Raw genomic sequence first — 19,370 nt, forward strand, 5'->3', positions numbered from 1 at the left:
TATTGAAATTTGGGCGTCGTACCATCACATATCTAGCAACCCCAAATCCTGGTTAAGGAGCAGCCTATGGCTACCGTTAAAGTCGATACCTCCAACTTCGCCGCCGAAGTGCTGCAGTCCGCAGAGCCTGTCGTCGTTGATTTCTGGGCCGAATGGTGCGGTCCGTGCAAGATGATCGCCCCGGCTCTCGAGGAGCTTGCCGTGCAGTTCGAAGGCAAGGTCAAGGTTGCCAAGCTCAACATCGACGAAAACCCGGAACTGGCCGCCCAGTTCGGCGTTCGCTCGATCCCGACGCTTGCCATGTTCAAGGGTGGCGAAGTCGCTGACATCAAGGTCGGCGCTGCTCCGAAGACAGCCCTGCAGAACTGGATCTCCAGCGCATCCTGATCGGTATCGATCGCATGAAACAAAAGCCCCGCTTCGACGGGGCTTTTTTGTTGTGCGGAGAACACAGGCCATCCTCGCCCTTCGAGGCTTTGCGCCTCAGCAACCGTGTCGTGTTTGCGCTTGCCACATAGGCCGCCCCGATCCTTCGACGGGCTCAGGATGAGGGCCGAGCAAGTTGCGAGCCAGATAAGGGAGTAGCCCTCATGGTGAGGAGGCCCGCAGGGCCGTCTCGAACCACGAGGGCGCGTGGTGAATAGCGACTGCCAGGACTACCGTGGCGGCGTGCCGTTGTCGGCGAGGACGTCGCCGACGAGATAAAGCGAACCGCCGATCAGGATACGCGGCGCGGGTGAATTCGGCACAGCCAGAGCCTTGATCGCATCCAGCGCCTCAACAACGCTGGACATCGGCTCGGCGATGAGGCCGGCATCATAGGCGGCATTCGCCAGGATGACCGGGTCGATCATGGCTTCGCTGCCGCGGATCGGCACGCAATAGACCTTCTCCGCAAGACCGGCGAAAGCCTTGAAATAGCCGATCGGGTCCTTGGTGTTGATCATGCCGATGATCAGAAACAAAGGCCGCGGCTGGCGCTCCTCGAAATTGGCCATGGCCTCGGCGATGACTTCGCCGGCGCCGGGATTATGGCCGCCATCGACCCAGATCTCGGCGCGCTCGGGCGCATGCGCCATAAGCTCGCCTTCCGTTAGCCGTTGCAGGCGCCCCGGCCACTCAACCGAGGCCATCGCCTGTTCCATCATCGCGTCGGTAACGGCGAGGCCGGCGGCCTTGACGGCGCGGATCGCGGCAGCGGCATTGCCATATTGATGACGGCCCGGCAGGCGCGGCAGCGGCAAGTCGGCAAGACCGAACTCGTCCTGATAGACCAGCTTGCCATATTCCTCGTGCGCCGAAAAATCCTGGCCGAAAACGGCGGTCGGGCAACGCAAACGCTCGGCCGTCGAGATCAGCACGTCGAGCGCCGCGTCATATTCCTGATGGCCGATGACGACGGGATGGCCGGATTTCATGATGCCGGCCTTCTCCGCAGCGATCAACTCGACGCGATCACCGAGATAGGGCTGGTGATCGAGCGAAATCGGCATGATGACGGAAACGGCGGGATCGGAAATGACATTGGTGGCATCAAAACGGCCGCCAAGACCGACCTCGATCACGGCGACATCGGCCGGATGCTCGGCAAAGAGAAGGAAGGTCGCCGCCGTCAGAATCTCGAAAACGGTAATCTTCTGCCCGTCATTCGCCTTGGCTATGCGCCGGAGCACATCGGCGAACACGGCGTCGTCGACAAGCTGGCCGCGACCACCCTTGACGCCGATGCGATAGCGCTCATGCCAGTTGACGAGGTGCGGCGAGGTGTGGACATGCACGCTGTAGCCGCCTGCCTCGAGCAGGGCGCGGCAGAAGGCCGTCACAGATCCCTTGCCGTTGGTGCCGGCGACATGAATCACCGGCGGCAATTTCTGATGAGGATTGCCGAGGACGTCGAGCAGACGGGTTATTCTCTCCAGAGAAAGATCGAAGCCCTTGGGGTGCAACCCCATGAGCTTCTCGATCTCCCGTGCTGCCTCGCTCATTGCGGACTGGTCCATAGACGTCATCGCGCACCTCCGCCCGTCGGCAATCGATAATGTCAGGCGCTCGCTGCTACCGGCAGCGCAGCACCGTTCTTGCTCTTGGCCGGCACATCGTTCGCCGGCACCTTCGTCAGGATCTTCAAAAGCGTCGCCAGCGTGTCCGGAATGTCGTGACGCTTGACGACCATGTCCACCATGCCGTGCTCCAACAGGTATTCCGAGGTCTGGAAGCCTTCAGGAAGCTTTTCGCGCAGCGTCTGTTCGATCACCCGCTTGCCGGCAAAGCCGATTTCAGCGCCGGGTTCGGCCAGATGAATATCGCCCAGCATGGCGTAGGAAGCCGTGACACCGCCGGTGGTCGGGTTGGTCAGAACCACGACATAGGGCTGGCCCGCTTCCTTCAGCATGTCAACGGCAACCGTCGTGCGCGGCAGCTGCATCAGCGACAGGATGCCCTCCTGCATACGCGCACCGCCGGAGGCCGGGAACATGACCAGCGGACATTTTTCGGCAATGGCACGCTCGAAAGCCTTCACGATGGCTTCGCCGGCGGCCATGCCGAGCGAACCGCCGATGAAGTTGAATTCATGCACGACCGCCACAAGCTTGAGGCCGCGAACCTTGCCGATGCCGGAAAGGATCGTATCCTCCTGCTCGGTCTTGATACGGCTGTCCTTGAGGCGATCGATGTACTTCTTCGAGTCGCGGAACTTCAACGGATCCTGCGCGACCTTCGGCTGCGGCAAGGCTTCATATTCGCCGTTGTCGAAAAGGTCGGCAAGGCGAGCCTTGGCCGGCATCTTCATATGGAAACCGGAAGCTGGGATGACCCACTTGTTGCCTTCCAGATCCTTGTGGAAGACCATCTCGCCCGTTTCCGGGCACTTGATCCAGAGATTCTCCGGAACCTCGCGACGGCCCAGCATGGAATTGATCCGCGGGCGGACGTAGTTCGTGATCCAGTTCAATTCGAAACTCCTAATCGACCGAATTAATCGATATCCTAGTCGTCACCAAATGCCCATAGGCCTCTTCCTTCAATCCGCAGGGATTGATCGAAGGCCTATATGGGGAAACTATTCGGCGGCAACAAGGCGGGCGGAACGCGTTCCAGTGGACAAACCGCGCACCAGGGTCGCAACCGCCTGGATGGTATCGGCCGTCGCCTTGCCGTCCTTGCTGAGGCTGGTGGCGATCTGGTTGACGATGGCTGTGCCGACGACGACGCCATCAGCGGCAGCGCCGATCAGCTTGGCGTGCTCGGCGGTCTTGACGCCGAAGCCGACGCAAACCGGCAGCTCCGTGTGCTGCTTGATGCGCTTGACGGCACCCGAAACCAGCGACGGGTCCGGCAGGGCCGAACCGGTGATGCCGTTCATCGAGACGTAGTAGACGAAGCCCGTCGTGTTCTTCAGCACGGTCGGCAGGCGCTTGTCATCAGTGGTCGGTGTCGCCAGGCGGATGAAATTGATGCCCTTGCGGATCGCCGGGATGCAGAGTTCGTCATCCATTTCCGGCGGCAGGTCGACGACGATCAGGCCGTCGATGCCGGCGGCAATCGCATCGTCGAGGAACTTTTCAACGCCGTAGATATAGATCGGATTGTAGTAGCCCATCATCACGATCGGCGTATCGGCATCGACTTTACGAAAATCGGCTGCGAGCTGCAGCGTCTTCTTCAGCGTCTGGCCGGCCTTCAGGGCGCGCTGGCCGGCAAGCTGGATCGCCGGGCCGTCGGCCATGGGATCGGAAAAGGGCATGCCGAGTTCGATGACGTCGGCGCCGGCTTCGGGCAGCGCCTTCATGATGCCGAGCGAGGTCTCGTAATCGGGATCGCCGCCCATGAAATAGGTGACGAGTGCGGGGCGGCCTTCAGCCTTCAGAGCGGCGAAGCGTTTGTCCATACGTGCGGTCATGGCGTCTAACTCACATTCCCAGAATCTTGCCGACGGTGAAGATGTCCTTGTCGCCGCGGCCGGAGAGGTTCATCAGGATGATCTCGTCCTTGCCCATCTTCGGGGCACGCTTGATCACCTCGGCGAGCGCATGGCTCGGCTCGAGCGCCGGGATGATGCCTTCGAGGCGCGTCAGCGTCTGGAAGGCATCCAATGCCTCATGGTCCATGATCGGCACATATTCGGCGCGGCCAATATCGTTCAGCCAGGAATGCTCCGGGCCGATGCCGGGGTAGTCGAGGCCAGCAGAAATCGAATGACCTTCCTTAATCTGGCCGTCGCCGTCCTGCAGCAGATAGGTGCGGTTGCCGTGCAGCACGCCGGGCGAGCCGGCGGTGATGGAGGCGCAATGCTCGTCGCCCTCAAGGCCCTTACCGCCGGCTTCGACGCCGACGATCTTGACGCTTTCGTCATCGAGGAAGGGATGGAAGATGCCGATCGCGTTCGAACCGCCGCCGACGGCAGCGATGACCAGATCCGGCAGACGGCCTTCGGCCTCCAGGATCTGCGCGCGAGCTTCCGTGCCGATCACGGCCTGGAAATCCCGGACCATTTCCGGATAGGGATGCGGACCGGCAGCCGTGCCGATCAGATAATAGGTGTCCTCGACATTGGTGACCCAATCACGAAGGGCCTCGTTCATCGCGTCCTTCAGCGTACCGCTGCCGGCGGTGACCGGGATAACCTCGGCTCCCAGGAGCTTCATGCGGAAGACGTTCGGCGCCTGACGCTCGACATCGGTCGCGCCCATATAGACGACGCAGGGCAGGCCGAAGCGGGCTGCAACGGTCGCAGACGCGACACCATGCTGGCCGGCGCCGGTTTCAGCGATGATGCGGGTCTTGCCCATGCGCTTGGCGAGCAGGATCTGGCCGATGCAGTTGTTGATCTTGTGCGAACCGGTGTGGTTCAGCTCTTCGCGCTTGAAATAGATCTTCGCGCCACCGAGCTCGGCCGTCAGGCGCTCGGCGAAATACAGCGGGCTCGGGCGGCCGATATAATGCGTGCCGAGCGACTTCAATTCCGCCTGGAAGGCCGGATCGTCCTTCGCCTTCGCCCATTCCTCCTGCAGATCCAGGATCAGCGGCATGAGCGTTTCGGCAACGAAACGACCGCCGTAAATACCGAAGCGGCCGTCCTCATCAGGGCCGGCACGGAAGGAATTGAGTTTAGGCGTCTGGTTCACTTTCTACTCCCTGCTGCCGGTTCCGGCAGACATGCTTCTGCAAAAGCGTCGAAAAACTGGTCGATCTTCCCGAGATCCTTCACGCCCGGCGCGCTTTCGAGCGCGGAGGAAAGATCGATGCCGCTGGCATTGGTCGAGGCCAACGCCTCGGCGACGTTGTCCTTGTTGACGCCACCCGAGAGCATGTAATCCACGCTATCGTCGAGCCAGCTCATCAGGCTCCAGTCGAAGGACACGCCGTTTCCACCCGGCAACACCGAGCCCGCAGGCGGCTTGGCATCGAAGAGGAAGCGGTCGGCAATGCCAATATAGGATTCGACCCGCTTCAGATCATCGGCCTCGCGCACCGACATGGCCTTCATGACGGGGACATTATAGACCGCTTTGATGGTCAGCACACGCTCCGGGCTTTCATTGCCATGGAGCTGCAGCATGTCCGGCTTCACCAGCGACATGATCTCGTCGAGATCGTCATTGGTGGGATTGACCGTGACGGCAACGACCTTGGCCTTGCCGCGGGCGCGCTCGGCCAGCTGGCCGGCGAGATCGGGCTCGATATAGCGCGGGCTCTTTTCAAAGAAGATGAAGCCGATATGGGTAGCGCCGCGCTCCAGAGCACGATCCACCGCTTCCGGCGTCTTCAGACCACAAATTTTGATATCGGGGTTCATGGCAGCGGAGTGGCATGAAAATTCGAAAGAGTCGAGCCTAAAGGCGACGTTGGCGGGATTTTTGAGTGGCTCCGAGGCCATCGCATATCAAATAAAAGTGCCCCTCACCCCAGCCCTCTCCCCGTTTTGACGGGGAGAGGGAGCGACAACGCCAAACTCCTTCGCCCCGCGTGCGGGGAGAAGGTGGACTCGAACGGTTGAGCGAAGCGAAACTGTGAGAGGACGGATGAGGGGCTAATCTGCCCATATGCAATTGCAAGCAATCACTCTGGGCGCATTCCAGCTTGCACCGGCAGAATGCACTCAATCGAAATCGATCGCGTGCAGATGGCTGCCGTGGCGCTTCAGCCAGGCTTTGGCCTCGTCCATGTCGGGGCAGAGCTTGCGGCAGAGCGCCCAGAAGCGCGGGCCGTGGTTCATTTCCCTGAGATGCGCGACTTCGTGGGCGGCGAGGTAATCGATAACAAGCGGCGGCGCCATGACGATGCGCCAGGAAAAGCTCAGGTTCCCCTGCGAGGAACAGGAGCCCCAGCGGCTGCGGGTATCCTTCATGGTGATGGACGTGACGGTGGCGCGGATGGTCTTGGCGTGCACCGCCACATATCGTTCCAGATCTGCGCGCGCCTCCTTCTTGAGGAAGGTGGCGATGCGGCGGCCGGCATGTTCCGGCATACCGCTGACGCGCAACACTGGAGCGCCCTCGACGACGATGGCTTCGGTGAGGCCGCGCAGGGTGCCGGTATGCTCGATGCGATGGCGCACGCCGCGCAGAAGGATTTCGCTGCCGCCGCGCAGGCTGTTGTCGACGGAAAATTTCGCGAGCTTGGTCAGCAGCCAGCCCTGGTGCCGGTCGAGAAAGGCATTCACCTCACGGGCGGCGAGGCCGCGCGGAATGGTCATCTTTAGAGATCGCCCGCCCGGCTCGATCCTGAGCGTGATGCGGGTCGCGCGCTCGTGCTGACGGATCGTCAGCGGCATCAGCCGGCCGGCGACATCGAGGGTGCGCGTTTCCGGCGCGGGCGGCTTGGCCGGCGTTTTGCGGGATCTGGAGAGCAGCGGAAACATGAAGGCAGTTTTATATGATTCGCTGGAGGATCTGGCAAAGAAAAACCGGCATCATCCGATGCCGGCTTCGACTATATGATGCAGCTGCTCTCACAGCCCATCACGGCGTCTGGAATTCGGTCGGCGAGCCGCCATTGTCATTGCGCTTGACGTTGTTGCGTTCGCGCATGAAACGGTCGAACTCCTCCTGGTCCTTGGCGCGGCGCAGCTCGCGGGCGTAGGCGTCGAACTCGGCGCGCATTTCGTCTAGCTTGCGGCGTTCCTGCTCGAGGCGCTCAAGCTCTGCCCGGCGCCAGTCGTCGAAGGCGACGTTGCCTGTGGCGGAGAAGGAATGGCGATGACGATTGCGATAGCGTCCGCAGCCAGCAAACATGCCGTCGGTCCTTTCGTTTACATCCCGTTTGAAATCCCGCAGACGTTCTCCGAAGAGAATATAGGCGAGCATGGCAAAGCCAAGCGGCCAGAAGACCACGAAGCCTAGCACCATGAGGGCAATAGTAGCCGGAGTCCAATCCGGGCGAAGCAATGCAGATTGGTTCATTGTCAGGTATCCTCGCACGGCGCATCGCCCCTCGACCGACACCGGTCAATGGTAAGGCTTCTGCGCGGTTTTTAAAGCTCTACCTGCATCTCAGCGCGTTCCAAGGGCGCGCGGCGCGGTAAACGGCCCGATCTTTGCGGTACCGCTGGAATCGAGATGGTAACCTCTTCGTGAGGCTTCAATGGGATCGCCTGATGGAATCGGACAAGTGTTTGAATCCGCCCGATTAATTCAACAAAAGCTAATAGTTTGCGCTGATGAAGCGGTTCCTCGCCTCATCTGATGCCGGAACCGCTCCATCTATTTGATTTTGAACGCTATCAGGCGGACTTGCCGCCCTTGATGACCCGCTTGACCACCGAGCGGCCGGTGCGGGCATGTTCGCGCGTGAAGGCCAGGATGCGCGGGGCGATCTCTCGGCGGAAGCGAGAACCGTTAAAGACGCCGTAATGACCGACATCCGGCTGCAAGTAGTGCATGCGCATGTGGTCGGGGATGTTGGTGCAGATGGTCTGCGCCGCATGGGTCTGGCCGACGCCCGAGATATCGTCGTTTTCGCCCTCGACGGTCAAAAGCGCGACGTTGCGAATGGCCGAGGGATCGACGCACTGGCCGCGATGCATGAGCTCGCCCTTGGGCAGCGCGTGCTTGATGAACACCTGGTCGACCGTCTGCAGATAGAATTCCGCCGTCAGATCCATGACAGCAAGGTATTCGTCGTAGAAATCGCGATGCTTCTCGGCTGGCTCGCCGTCATTCTTGACGAGATGGACGAAGAAATCCTTGTGGGCAATCATGTGACGGTCGAGGTTCATCGACATGAAGCCGGAAAGCTGCAGGAAGCCGGGATAGACGGGCCGCATGAAGCCCGGCTGCGGCCAGGGCACGTTCATGACGACATTGTCGGCAAACCATTCCAGCGGCTTTTCCTTGGCGAGCTGGTTGACAGCGGTCGGATTGATGCGGGTGTCGATCGGGCCGCCCATCAGCGTCATCGACGAGGGCGCCAGGCGATCGCCCGCCGCTTCCATCACAGCCGCGGCGGCAAGCACCGGCACGGACGGCTGGCAGACGGCGACGACATGCGTATCCGGGCCGAGGTGATGCAGCATCTCGATGACGTAATCGATGTAATCCTCAAGATCGAAGGTGCCGTCGGTCATCGGCACCATGCGCGCATCGATCCAGTCGGTGATGTAGACGTCGGCGCCGGGCAGTAGCGCTTCCACCGTGCCACGCAGCAGCGTCGCATAGTGTCCCGACATCGGCGCAACGATCAGGATGCGCGGATCGGCGCTATGGCCGGCGGGCAGGCTGCGCTCGAAATGGATCAAATTGCAGAAAGGCTTCTTCCAGACGATCTTTTCATGCACCGAGACGGATTTGCCTTCGATCTGCGTCTGATGGAGGCCGAATTCCGGCTTGCCGTAGCGTCTGGTCGTGCGCTCGAAAACCTCGAGGCTGGCCGTCAGGGTGCGGCCGAACACCGTATGCGAAAGGGGATTAAGCGGATTGGCATAGGCCAGGCGCATCATGTCTGCCGCGGCGCGAAAAGGGGCGAGAGCGGCATGATTGAGTTCGTAAAACTGATAAAACATGGGGGCTTTACCTCTTGTGATGCGGGTATGCGACCACGCAAATCACCTAAATCATTAAAACGCACGCGCCTTACGTGTCGCTGTCTTCGCTGCGGCGCTTCTCCACTCGCGCCCTGCAGCAGGATGATCGCAGCTCCTCTGCACACCTCATCCTTTAAGCTCTTACTATCTAACCTAGCAGTTTTTGCTGCAGGGCAACATAACCAGAATTGGTTCTTATCTATAAAAAACGCCGGAGAATCGCTTCTCCGGCATCAAGAATGATCTCAAAAGGTTAAAGTTCCTGAGCTTCGCACGCCTTACGCGTCAGCGAGGAAAGTCTGCTTCTGGGTGCCCAGGCCTTCCATGCCCAGTTCGACGACATCGCCCGGCTTCAGATACTGCGGCGGCTTCATGCCCATGCCGACGCCAGGAGGCGTGCCGGTGGAGATGACGTCGCCCGGATGCAGCGACATGAACTGGCTGAGATAGGAGACGAGGAAGGCGACGCCATAGACCATGGTCTTGGTCGAGCCGTTCTGCATCATCTTGCCGTTGACCTTCAGCCACATGCCGAGATTCTGCGGGTCGGCGATCTCGTCCTTGGTAACGAGCCAGGGGCCGATCGGGCCAAAGGTGTCGCAGGACTTCCCCTTGGTCCACTGACCCGAGCGTTCCGTCTGAAAAGCGCGTTCGGAGACGTCGTGCGAGACGCAGTAACCGGCGACATAATCGAGAGCGTCGGCTTCGCTGACATATTTCGCCGTCTTGCCGATGACGACGCCGAGTTCGACTTCCCAGTCGGTCTTTTCAGAGCCGCGCGGGATCAGCACGTTGTCGTTCGGGCCGACGATGGCCGAGCTTGCCTTCATGAAGATGATCGGCTCCGGCGGCACGGTGGCGCCGGTTTCGGCAGCATGATCGGAGAAGTTCAGGCCGATGCAGATGAACTTGCCCGTACCGGCAACGCAAGCGCCAAGGCGGCCTTCCGCCAGTTCCGGCAGGCTCTTCGGATCGAGAGCCGCAATCTTTGCCAGGCCCGCGGGCGAAATGGCCTCGCCGCCGATATCGGCGACATGGGCGGAGAGATCGCGGATCTTGCCATCGCTATCCAGAAGCGCCGGCTTTTCCTTGCCGACTTCGCCAACGCGCAAAAGTTTCATGGATTTTCCTTCCCTGCATTTTCAAAGACGAAATTGATGGCACCATATATGAACGAATTATTCACCAGTGTCACCAATCGATTTCGGAGAGCCTAGCATGGCTCGGCTCTCCGCGCCGGAAAAACAGCCCAACCAGTCTAGGATAATGATCTGGCGATTTCGACGATGACGTCGAAAGCCGTATCGATATCCTCGGCCGTCGCCTCGAACTGACCGGCCTGGAAACGAATGACCAGACGACCGGAAACACGGGTCTGCGTCAGATAGATGCGGCCATCATTGTTGATGGCATTGAGAAGCCGCTGGGTGTGGCTTTCCTGATCCACGCCCTCGGGTGCCCTGTGATCGAAGGAAAACAGCGACAGGAACGGCTCGGTGACGATTTCGAAATCCGGTTCGGCGGCAAGGCGCTTCGCCAGATTCTGCGACCAGGAGACATGGTTGCGGATCATCGTCCGCAGGCCTTCGAGGCCGTGATAGCGCAGCAGGAACCAGAGCTTCAGCGCGCGGAAGCGGCGGCCGAGCGGCACCGACCATTCCGAATAGTTGATGATGCCGTCATGGCCATGGGTGCGCAGATATTCGGGCTGGATCGCCAGCGTGCGGACCAGCGTTTCCGGCTCGCGCACGAACTGGACGGAGCAATCGAACTGCGCGCCGAGCCATTTATGCGGATTGAAGACGATGGAATCGGCGCGTTCGACGCCCTGCCACAGGTCACGGAATTCCGGGCAGATCATCGCCGAGCCCGCCCAGGCGGCATCGACATGCACATAGAGCCCATGTGCATGCGCCACTTCAACAACGGCGGCGATATCATCGCAGGCGCCGACGCTGGTGCCGCCGACGCAGGCGATGACGCCGGCCGGCAGCAGCCCGGCCGCGCGATCGCGCTCGATTGCGGCGGCAAGCGCCTTCGGGTCCATGGCCTTGCTGGGCCCCCCCGAGGGAATGCGCACCAGATTTTCCTCACCGACGCCGGCAATCCAGATGGCGCGGTCGATCGAGGTGTGAACCTGATCGGTGGAGTAGATGCGGACCGCCTTGTTTCCGGCAAGCCCGCTCGCATTGCCCTGCCAGTTCAGCGCTCTCTCGCGCATGACCAGAACGGCGGCAAGGGTTGCGGTCGAGGCAGAATCCTGAATGACGCCGGTGAAGGTTTCCGGCAGGCCGAGCGCCTGGCGCAGCCAATCGACCACTTTCGTTTCAAGTTCCGTCGCGGATGGCGATGTCTGCCAGAGCATGCATTGGGCGGCGATGGCGCTGACCAGATATTCGGCGATCACCGAAACGGGGGCCGCATTGGCGGGGAAATAGGCAAAGAAGCGCGGATGCTGCCAATGCGTCATGCCGGGAACGAGGATATCCTCGAAATCCTTGAAGATATCCTCCATGGCTTCGCCTGTTACCGGCGGGGAATCAGCGATATGCGCGGCGATCTCCCCCGGTGCCGTCTTCGCCCGTACCGGCCGGTCCCGAAGCGACGCGCGATAATCCGCTCCCCAATTCGCCGCTTTCTCCGACCACTGCCGGAACTCCTCCCAATTCATGACGGTCCTCCCTTTTCCATCAAAGCGAGGCGGACCTTAGACGGCTTTTCCGAGGCAGTCGAGTATCAGAACAGCTCGTCCAGCGCCGGCCCGAGCGGCACGATTCCAGTCGGATTGAGAGACGCGATCGAATAATATCCGCGCTTGATATGATCGAAATTCACAGTCTCGGCAATGCCGGACCAATCGAGCATACGGCGGCAGAAAGACTGGAGGTTGGCGTAATCCGACAGCCGGCGCAGATTGCATTTGAACAGGCCATGATAGGCGACGTCGAAACGGACGAGGGTGACGAACAGCCGGATGTCACTTTCCGTGGGGTGGTCGGCGAAAAGGAAGTCCCTGCCCTCCAGCTCCGTCTCGACCTGGTCAAGGCAATTGAACACCTCGTTGAAGGCCTCTTCATAAGCGATCTGCGTCGTGGCGAAGCCTGCGCGATAGACGCCATTGTTGAGAACGGGATAGATCCGGGCATTGAAGCTATCGATGTCTTCCCGCTTGCCGACCGGATAAAGATCGATGTTGTTGCGAGCGAGATCACCGAAGCCGTCGTTCATCATGCGCAGGATATCGGCCGATTCGTTGTTGACGATCGTGCCCGTGTTCTTGTCCCAAAGGACCGGAACGGTGGCGCGGCCGGTAAAGACCGGATCAGCCTTGGTATAGATCTCGTGCATGTAGGTGGCGCCGTTGACCGGATCGTTCGTGGCGCCCGGATAATCGCCAAATCGCCAACCCTGCTTGCTAAGCACGGGTTCGACCACGGAAACGGAAATGGCGTCCTCCAGGCCCTTCAGCTTGCGGCCGATCAGGGTGCGCGAGGCCCAGGGGCAGATCAGCGCGACGTAAAGATGATAGCGGCCGACTTCCGCCGCAAAGCTACCCTTGCCCGTCGGTCCCGGACGGCCATCGGGCGTGACCCAGTTGCGGAAGCTGGAAATCTGGCGAACGAAACCGCCCTTCTCGTCCTTGGCCTGGACCGGCTGCCAATCTTCAGTCCATTTTCCATCTACCAGCAAGACCTGTCTCCACCCGCGCGTTTTTCCTCAGCGCAGCATAGCGGAACAGAATTTCACTGGAATAACGCAAACTTGAAACAGACTGTCTACCTGGCGAATGCTGATGCCTCTATGTATGAAATCGTGCGTTTCGCGATCAGGCTTATTGGAGCAATCCCATGGCGACATCAGTTTCCAACGTTAAGACCGACCATGCCAGCCGCTATCTGCAGCAGCTCTGCAAGCATTGGAGCCATCGCTTCAGCGTGGAATTCGATGCCGCTGCCGGCAAGATACCGTTCAGCCCGGAAAACTCTCTCGACTTGGTGGCCGAGCCCGGCAACCTCGTCATGACACTGACGGTGGAGAAGCCCGAAGACCTCGAGCGTATGCAGGGCGTCGTTGCCGATCACCTCAAGCGCTTCGCTTTTCGCGAAGAACTCGACGTGACCTGGGCGGCCTGAATTTAAGTTCTCATCCTCTGTTTGTAACCAGCCAACGGTCGGTCTCAACGGCCAGCGGCCGACCATCTTCAACGAAAGAAGCCTCATGACCTCAAGCAATAGCCGCGAATCCCAATATCCGATCGACAAGCTCTTCCTCGACCGCTGGTCGCCCCGCGCCTACTCCAACGAGACCATGCCGGAGCAAGACCTGCTGACCATTCTGGAAGCGGCGCATTGGGCACCCTCCGCCTCGAACCTGCAGCCTTGGCGCTTCCTCTATGCTCTGCGCGGTTCTGAGCACTGGGAGCGGTTTTTGAGTGTGCTGGTCGACTTCAACCAGGGTTGGGTAAAATCCGCATCCGCGCTGCTTTTCGTCATTTCCCGCACTCACAGCGGCGAGCTCGGTTCGTCGGAACAGAAGCCGAGCTACAGCCACTCGTTCGATGCGGGCACTGCCTGGGGTTTCCTGGCGATCCAGGCACATTTAGCTGGCTACGAAGCGCATGGCATGACCGGCTTCCATGTCGAAAAGTCCTATGAAGTTCTCGGCATTCCCGAAGGCTTCCGCGTAGAGGCTGCAGTTGCCATCGGCAAGATCGGCGACAAGAGCCAGCTGCCGGAAAAGCTGCGCGAGCGCGAAGTACCGAGCCAGCGCAATCCGCTCTCCGGGCTCGCATTCAACGGGACCTTCGCCGCCAGGTAATTGATAAAAGAGAGAAAGCCCGCCAAGAGTGTCCTGGCGGGCTTTTTTGTGTCTGGATTAAACGATCAGATGTCGAGATTGGCGACGTTCAGCGCGTTGTCCTGGATGAATTCGCGCCGCGGTTCGACCTCGTCGCCCATGAGCCGGGCAAAGAGCCCGTCGGCATCGGTCGCGTCCGTGACCTTCACCTGCAGCAGCGTGCGGACGTTCGGATCGAGCGTCGTTTCCCAAAGCTGCTCGGCATTCATCTCGCCAAGGCCCTTGTAACGCTGCAGGGTCAAGCCCTTGCGGCCGCCCGCGAAGATCGTATCCAGCAGCATGCGCGGTCCGGAAATCTCCGTCTCACCATCGCGTCGGGTGAGCTTCGGCGGAGTCTGGTAGACTTCCTTCAGCCGCGTCCCGAGCTGGTCGATGAGGCGGGCATCCTGCGAGCCGATGAGCGCCATGTCGAGGAACACGACCTCCTTGACGCCGCGCACCGTGCGTTCGAAACGCAGCCCACCCTCGCCGGTCACGGCGCCGGTCCAGCCGCGCTCGGTTTCCTCGGCAATGACGTCAAGCCGCTTGGCGACTTCGTTTGCCAGCGTTTCCGCACGAGCTGGATCGCTCACCGTTTCGGCGTTGAGAGCACCGGCGATCGCCGCCTGCTCGACGGCGGAACGATTGTAGCGGGAATGCAGATTGTCGATCAGGGTGCGCAGACGCAGCGCGTCGTAGATCGCCTCGCGCAAATCCTGGCCGACGCGCACTTCGCCATTGCCGAGGCGCAGGCTCGCATCGTCGGTACCCTGGCCGATCAGATATTCTTCCAGCGCCTTTTCATCCTTCACATACTGCACCGACTTGCCGCGCGTCACCTTATAGAGCGGCGGCTGGGCGATATAGAGGTGGCCGCGTTCGATGAGATCGGGCATCTGGCGGAAGAAGAAGGTCAAAAGCAGCGTACGAATATGAGCGCCGTCGACGTCTGCGTCCGTCATGATGATGATTTTGTGGTAACGCAGCTTATCGGCGTTGAACTCGTCCTTGCCGATGCCGGTGCCGAGCGCGGTGATCAGCGTACCGATTTCCTGGCTCGACAGCATCTTGTCGAAACGGGCGCGCTCGACGTTGAGGATCTTGCCGCGCAACGGCAGGATGGCCTGATTTTCACGCGAGCGGCCCTGCTTGGCCGAACCGCCTGCCGAGTCACCCTCGACGAGGAAGACTTCGGACTTGGCGGGATCGCGTTCGGAGCAATCAGCGAGCTTGCCGGGCAGCGAGGCAATATCCAGCGCACCCTTGCGACGGGTCAGTTCGCGCGCCTTACGGGCGGCCTCACGGGCGGCGGCGGCCTCAACCACCTTGCCGACCAGAACCTTGGCATCGGACGGATGTTCTTCGAGCCACGTCCCAAGCGCCTCGTTGACAAGGCTTTCGACAACTGGACGCACTTCGGATGAGACGAGCTTGTCCTTGGTCTGTGACGAGAATTTCGGATCGGGAACCTTGACCGACAGAACGGCGGTCAGGCCTTCGCGGCAGTCGTCGCCGGTCAGCGTTACCTTTTCCTTCTTGGTGATACCGGACGTATCGGCATAGGAGGTGATCTGGCGCGTCAGGGCGGCACGGAAGCCGGCCATATGCGTGCCGCCGTCGCGCTGCGGGATGTTGTTGGTGAAGCAGAGCACGTTTTCGTGGTAGCTGTCGTTCCACCACATCGCCACTTCGACGGTGATGCCATCCTTTTCGCTGCGGATCGAAACCGGCTTTTGAACGAGCGGCTTCTTGGCGCGGTCGAGATAGGAGACGAAGGCTTCCAGGCCGCCGTCGTAAAGCATCTCTTCCTGCTTGACGTCGGAATGACGCTTGTCGGTCAGGAGAATGCGGACGCCGGAATTCAGGAAGGCGAGCTCGCGCAGACGGTGCTCAAGCGTACCGTAGTCGAACTCGATCATGGTGAAGGTTTCGGAGCTCGGCATGAAGCTGACCTCCGTGCCGGTGAGATTGCCGGCATCACCCGTTTCCTTCAGCGGTGCGTCAGCGACACCATGGGTAAAGCTCATTTCATGGATCTTGCCCTGGCGGCGGATCTTCAGGCGCAGCCAGACGGAAAGCGCATTGACGACCGAGACGCCGACACCGTGCAAGCCGCCGGAAACCTTATAGGAATTCTGGTCGAACTTACCGCCGGCGTGAAGCTGGGTCATGATAACCTCAGCCGCCGAAACACCTTCACCGCTGTGAATGTCCGTCGGGATGCCGCGGCCATTGTCGGTGACCGTGACCGAACCATCCGGATTGAGGGTTACGGTTACGATATCAGCATGACCGGCCAGGGCTTCATCGATGGCGTTGTCGACGACTTCGTAGACCATGTGATGCAGGCCCGAGCCGTCATCCGTGTCGCCGATATACATGCCCGGACGCTTGCGCACGGCATCGAGGCCCTTGAGAACCTTGATGCTGTCTGCGCCATATTCGGCATTGCCGCCGTTATCGGTTATATCGGTCATTTTATTGAAGTCTTTCCAGTGTTTAGAGAATCTCGCCGATTGCTGACGAATCAGCGGTTTTTCCTAGCCTGAATATAGGATGTTTCACCCTGAAGTTCCAAACGGAAGGCCCCGAAATCAGGTATAAAACAGGGGATTAAGGCGGTTTTCAGCCGGTTTTTCCGGCATTTTCCAGAACCCGGGATAGCTCGCGGATGGTTCCTGCGTCAAGGTTGCGAATCTTGCCGGCCAAGTGGTTGACGAAGGCCGTATATTCCGGCGAAAGCCCGGAGGTATCGACGACGACGCGCGGGTCGGAAAATCGCGCCAGCAGGAACAGTTCCTCGGCTTCGTCCCAGATGATGTTGAAATATCCGGCAATGCGCTGCAGCAGATCGAAGGTCGGCAGGCCGCGCTTTCCATGTTCTAAGGCGGATAAGTAAGCCGGCGTCACGTTGAGCGCCGCCGCCATCTGCTTTTGCGAGACGCCCTTGCGCAGCCTTAATTTGCGCACCGCTTCGCCGAATGGGGTCAAAGCTTCTCCCCCTTCATGCGCGACAGGCGGATATAGAGCGCGCCCTCGCCGCCGTGATGTTGCGCCGCCGTCTCGTAGGAGGAGATCAAGAACCGGAATTCCGGCTTGGAGAACCAGAGCGGCACGGCACGCTTCAGCGCTCCCTCGCTGCCCATGGAGCTGCCCTTGCCCGTTATGACGAGCACATGGCGAAGGCCGCGGCTATGGGCCCGCAGGAGAAAATCCAGAAGCATGCCGTGCGCCTCGCTCTGGATGAGGCCGTGAAGATCGATCCTTGCTTCGAGCGCCAGATGGCCTCTCGCGATCTTGCGCTTGACGGGACGTTCTAGCGGATGGTGGCGACCGGCCGGCTGCTTGACAGGCGCCGGAGCTTCCTGGGTTTCCATCGATATGGGCGCCGGTTTCGCCTTCGCGGCACGGGCACTTTCCTCACTCTCGGCTTCGGCTTGCAACGCCGCTTCGAAAGCGTCGATATCGGTCATGCGGCCCGGCATGGGGCGCGTGCTTTTGGCGACCTTGCCCCAGAGGATACGATCCTCCGCGCTGAGCTTTCGTTCTTTGTCCTTCCGTTCCGGGGCCATCAGCCGAACCTCTGCGCCGCCGCCTTCGGAATGAGTATATAAAAATCGGCGTCGTTGCGCACGGTGCCGGCGAGCTCGCCTGCATCGTAGCCGGAGCCGGTAAAGATATCGCCACGCGCCGGTCCGACGATCGCCGAGCCTGTGTCGAGCGCCAGCATCAACCGCGCGAAGGGCTTGCCGTCGTCGAGGTGTGTGAGGCTTTCCGAACGGATGAAGAAGGGAAAGCCGAAGGTGTGGATCAGCCGATCAACCGCAAGGGAACGGCCTGATACCAGCGGCACCTTGGCCGCCGCGATCGGCCCGAGAGCGGGATCGCTGACATCGGCTTCGCGGAAGAAGATATAGGATCGATTGTGCCAGAGAACTTCATCGACCTCGTCCGGATGCGCATAGAGCCAGTCGCGGATCGTCTGCATGGAGATCGTCGCACGATCCAGCAGGCCACGGTCTATGAGCAGGCGCCCGACGGCGGAGAAGGGATGGCCGGCCTTGGCGGCATAGGTGATGCGGCCGAGACGCCCATCCGGATAGCGCAGACGCGCCGCACCCTGGACATGCACGAAGAAGACATCGACCTTGGATTTCGCCCAGGCGATCTCCAGGCCCTTGCCGTCGAGATAGCCGCGATCGATTTCGCCACGATCTGGATAGGCGGAAATTGCGTCGCCCTGAAGCCTGCCGAACATGTAGGAGCGATCGAGTTCCGCAGGCCGATTGCCATCGTCGAGATCGATCAGATCGTCCGGTCGGCGATAGAAGGGATAGCGATAGGTTTCGTCCAACGTTGCCGAAACTTCGATCTCCGGCTCGAAGAAGGCGGTCACAAATCCGCTTGCGCCGCCTTCCTTGCGAACGAAGAAGGGCTGGCAGTGCTCCTCGAAAAGGGCTCGTGCTTCGGCTGCGTTACCCGGCTCTTCCCCTTCTGCCGCATCGAGAAGTATCAGGAGATCGTCGGCTGTCAGCCCGGCGACGCCGGTGCGATAGGGCTTCACATTGCGGATATGCGCCCGACAGTCCTTCATTGCGCGAAAAAGGCTGGAAGGATCATCGTCCTTCCAGCCCTTCAGATCGGCGAAGGTTGCCGGCTCCAGCCTGAATTCCTGCGATGGGCTCGTCATTGTTCCGATTCGGTCGCCACGAGTTTCCAGTTCGGATCGCGCGAGCGCGTGTCGCGGGCGAAGGTCCAGAGATCGCTGACTTCGGCCACGGCTTCGGCATCGCCATCGATCAGCGTATCGGCCTTGTCGTAGGTCGCGGAGATCATCTGGCTGACGACGCGCATGGTGACGAAGGCTTCGGTTCCCTTCATCTCGGCGGTGACGATATCGGCCTTGTCGATGCCGACGAAGGTGGATTTCACCTTCTCGCCCTTTGCCTCGCGGTCAGCGATGGCGGCATCGAAGCCGTCATAGACCTCGCGCGACAGCAGTCCCTTCAGCGACTTGCGGTCGCCATCGGCAAAGGCCATGACGATCATCTCGTAGGCCATGCGGGCGCCGTTGACGAATTCCTTCGGATTGAACGAGGGGTCGGCCTTGTTCACTTCGCGCAGCGAATCATTGAGCGGCGTGCCGGCCGGGGTGAAGGCATCGATGGCAGCAAAACGGTCTTCCTCATCGGTTCCGTCGCGCCGCGGCAGCGTCACCACCTTGCCGGCGTCCGGTGCAGTCTGGCTATTTGCCGGATCTGCAGAACCATAGAGATCGCGCGGCGGCTTCTCATTCCCCGTGCGGCGGCCAAGAACGCTGCGCAACTGGAAGAAGATCAGCACCGCCGCCACCAGGAAAAAGATCGTCACAAAGTCGTTTGCACCCATCTCGTATCGGAACCACCGTTAAAATTAAAAGATCAATCCCCATATAGTCCGCATCGATCTATCATTCAAATAGCGGACCAGTTTCTTTATTATATGCGAGAAACCAACGCTTACGCGAAGAAAC

Annotated in this window: 19 protein-coding genes; 3 read left to right on the forward strand and 16 right to left on the reverse strand. The window is 60.4% G+C overall.

The genetic code is table 11. The features are described 5' to 3' along the window. The first annotated feature begins 66 nt into the window (after positions 1-66). On the forward strand, positions 67-387 hold the full coding sequence (gene trxA / locus BJ928_RS27695; protein WP_047633967.1) for a thioredoxin: 321 nt from the start codon (positions 67-69) through the stop codon (positions 385-387). A gap of 269 nt (positions 388-656) precedes the next feature. Here trxA and BJ928_RS27700 read toward each other — a convergent pair whose 3' ends face one another. The 11 genes from BJ928_RS27700 to BJ928_RS27750 form a co-directional block, all read right to left on the reverse strand. Then, the gene (locus BJ928_RS27700) at positions 657-2,009 is read right to left on the reverse strand and encodes a folylpolyglutamate synthase/dihydrofolate synthase family protein (RefSeq protein WP_052227824.1); all 1,353 of its coding nucleotides are present in this window, start codon (positions 2,007-2,009) and stop codon (positions 657-659) included. A 32-nt stretch (positions 2,010-2,041) separates the two neighbouring features. After that, positions 2,042-2,953 carry an acetyl-CoA carboxylase, carboxyltransferase subunit beta gene (accD, locus tag BJ928_RS27705; RefSeq protein ID WP_047633968.1) on the reverse strand — a complete coding sequence of 304 codons (912 nt, stop codon included), beginning with the start codon at positions 2,951-2,953 and terminating at the stop codon, positions 2,042-2,044. Positions 2,954-3,061: 108 nt separating this feature from the next. Further along, positions 3,062-3,901 carry a tryptophan synthase subunit alpha gene (gene trpA, locus BJ928_RS27710; RefSeq protein ID WP_047633969.1) on the reverse strand — a complete coding sequence of 280 codons (840 nt, stop codon included), beginning with the start codon at positions 3,899-3,901 and terminating at the stop codon, positions 3,062-3,064. A 10-nt stretch (positions 3,902-3,911) separates the two neighbouring features. Next, entirely contained in the window at positions 3,912-5,126 is a 1,215-nt protein-coding gene (gene trpB / locus BJ928_RS27715) for a tryptophan synthase subunit beta (protein WP_047633971.1), read from the reverse strand. Beyond that, positions 5,123-5,797 (reverse strand): phosphoribosylanthranilate isomerase, encoded by a 675-nt coding sequence (locus BJ928_RS27720; RefSeq protein ID WP_047634110.1) that lies wholly within the window; start codon positions 5,795-5,797, stop codon positions 5,123-5,125. The genes trpB and BJ928_RS27720 overlap by 4 nt, the downstream gene beginning before the upstream one ends. A gap of 303 nt (positions 5,798-6,100) precedes the next feature. Next, positions 6,101-6,862 (reverse strand): SprT family zinc-dependent metalloprotease, encoded by a 762-nt coding sequence (locus BJ928_RS27725; RefSeq protein ID WP_047633973.1) that lies wholly within the window; start codon positions 6,860-6,862, stop codon positions 6,101-6,103. A gap of 100 nt (positions 6,863-6,962) precedes the next feature. After that, on the reverse strand, positions 6,963-7,403 hold the full coding sequence (locus BJ928_RS27730; RefSeq protein ID WP_047633975.1) for a DUF2852 domain-containing protein: 441 nt from the start codon (positions 7,401-7,403) through the stop codon (positions 6,963-6,965). 320 nt (positions 7,404-7,723) lie between these two features. Then, on the reverse strand, positions 7,724-9,001 hold the full coding sequence (phaZ, locus tag BJ928_RS27735) for a polyhydroxyalkanoate depolymerase (protein WP_047633978.1): 1,278 nt from the start codon (positions 8,999-9,001) through the stop codon (positions 7,724-7,726). A gap of 299 nt (positions 9,002-9,300) precedes the next feature. Further along, positions 9,301-10,143 (reverse strand): fumarylacetoacetate hydrolase family protein, encoded by an 843-nt coding sequence (locus tag BJ928_RS27740; protein ID WP_047633980.1) that lies wholly within the window; start codon positions 10,141-10,143, stop codon positions 9,301-9,303. 137 nt (positions 10,144-10,280) lie between these two features. Further along, positions 10,281-11,693 carry a pyridoxal-dependent decarboxylase gene (locus tag BJ928_RS27745; RefSeq protein ID WP_047633982.1) on the reverse strand — a complete coding sequence of 471 codons (1,413 nt, stop codon included), beginning with the start codon at positions 11,691-11,693 and terminating at the stop codon, positions 10,281-10,283. Positions 11,694-11,758: 65 nt separating this feature from the next. Continuing rightward, positions 11,759-12,712 (reverse strand): glutathione S-transferase family protein, encoded by a 954-nt coding sequence (locus BJ928_RS27750; RefSeq protein ID WP_047633983.1) that lies wholly within the window; start codon positions 12,710-12,712, stop codon positions 11,759-11,761. A 158-nt stretch (positions 12,713-12,870) separates the two neighbouring features. Between BJ928_RS27750 and BJ928_RS27755 the strand changes: the two genes are divergently transcribed. Both BJ928_RS27755 and BJ928_RS27760 read left to right on the forward strand, forming a co-directional pair. Continuing rightward, on the forward strand, positions 12,871-13,155 hold the full coding sequence (locus tag BJ928_RS27755) for a DUF2218 domain-containing protein (RefSeq protein ID WP_047633984.1): 285 nt from the start codon (positions 12,871-12,873) through the stop codon (positions 13,153-13,155). Positions 13,156-13,240: 85 nt separating this feature from the next. Further along, positions 13,241-13,840: a nitroreductase family protein gene (locus BJ928_RS27760; protein WP_047633986.1), complete on the forward strand. Its 600-nt coding sequence runs from the start codon at positions 13,241-13,243 to the stop codon at positions 13,838-13,840. 65 nt (positions 13,841-13,905) lie between these two features. Here the strand turns inward: BJ928_RS27760 and gyrB are convergent, their stop codons facing one another. The 5 genes from gyrB to BJ928_RS27785 all read right to left on the reverse strand — a co-directional run bounded on the left by gyrB (position 13,906) and on the right by BJ928_RS27785 (position 19,246). Further along, positions 13,906-16,335: a DNA topoisomerase (ATP-hydrolyzing) subunit B gene (gene gyrB, locus BJ928_RS27765; RefSeq protein WP_047633987.1), complete on the reverse strand. Its 2,430-nt coding sequence runs from the start codon at positions 16,333-16,335 to the stop codon at positions 13,906-13,908. Between the two features lie 148 nt (positions 16,336-16,483). Beyond that, positions 16,484-16,849 carry a helix-turn-helix domain-containing protein gene (locus BJ928_RS27770; protein ID WP_047633990.1) on the reverse strand — a complete coding sequence of 122 codons (366 nt, stop codon included), beginning with the start codon at positions 16,847-16,849 and terminating at the stop codon, positions 16,484-16,486. Next, positions 16,846-17,430, reverse strand: a complete 585-nt coding sequence (locus BJ928_RS27775) for a Smr/MutS family protein (RefSeq protein ID WP_047633992.1) — start codon at positions 17,428-17,430, stop codon at positions 16,846-16,848. The genes BJ928_RS27770 and BJ928_RS27775 overlap by 4 nt, the downstream gene beginning before the upstream one ends. Then, complete coding sequence (locus BJ928_RS27780) at positions 17,430-18,548, reverse strand: murein transglycosylase A (protein ID WP_047633994.1); 1,119 nt, start codon at positions 18,546-18,548, stop codon at positions 17,430-17,432. Before BJ928_RS27780 ends, BJ928_RS27775 begins: the two co-directional genes overlap by 1 nt. Continuing rightward, positions 18,545-19,246, reverse strand: a complete 702-nt coding sequence (locus BJ928_RS27785) for a Tim44/TimA family putative adaptor protein (RefSeq protein ID WP_047633996.1) — start codon at positions 19,244-19,246, stop codon at positions 18,545-18,547. The genes BJ928_RS27780 and BJ928_RS27785 overlap by 4 nt, the downstream gene beginning before the upstream one ends. Positions 19,247-19,370 lie beyond the last annotated feature (124 nt).

This window comes from Rhizobium sp. WW_1, from assembly GCF_003610155.1.
GTDB classification, from domain to species: domain Bacteria; phylum Pseudomonadota; class Alphaproteobacteria; order Rhizobiales; family Rhizobiaceae; genus Rhizobium; species Rhizobium tropici_A.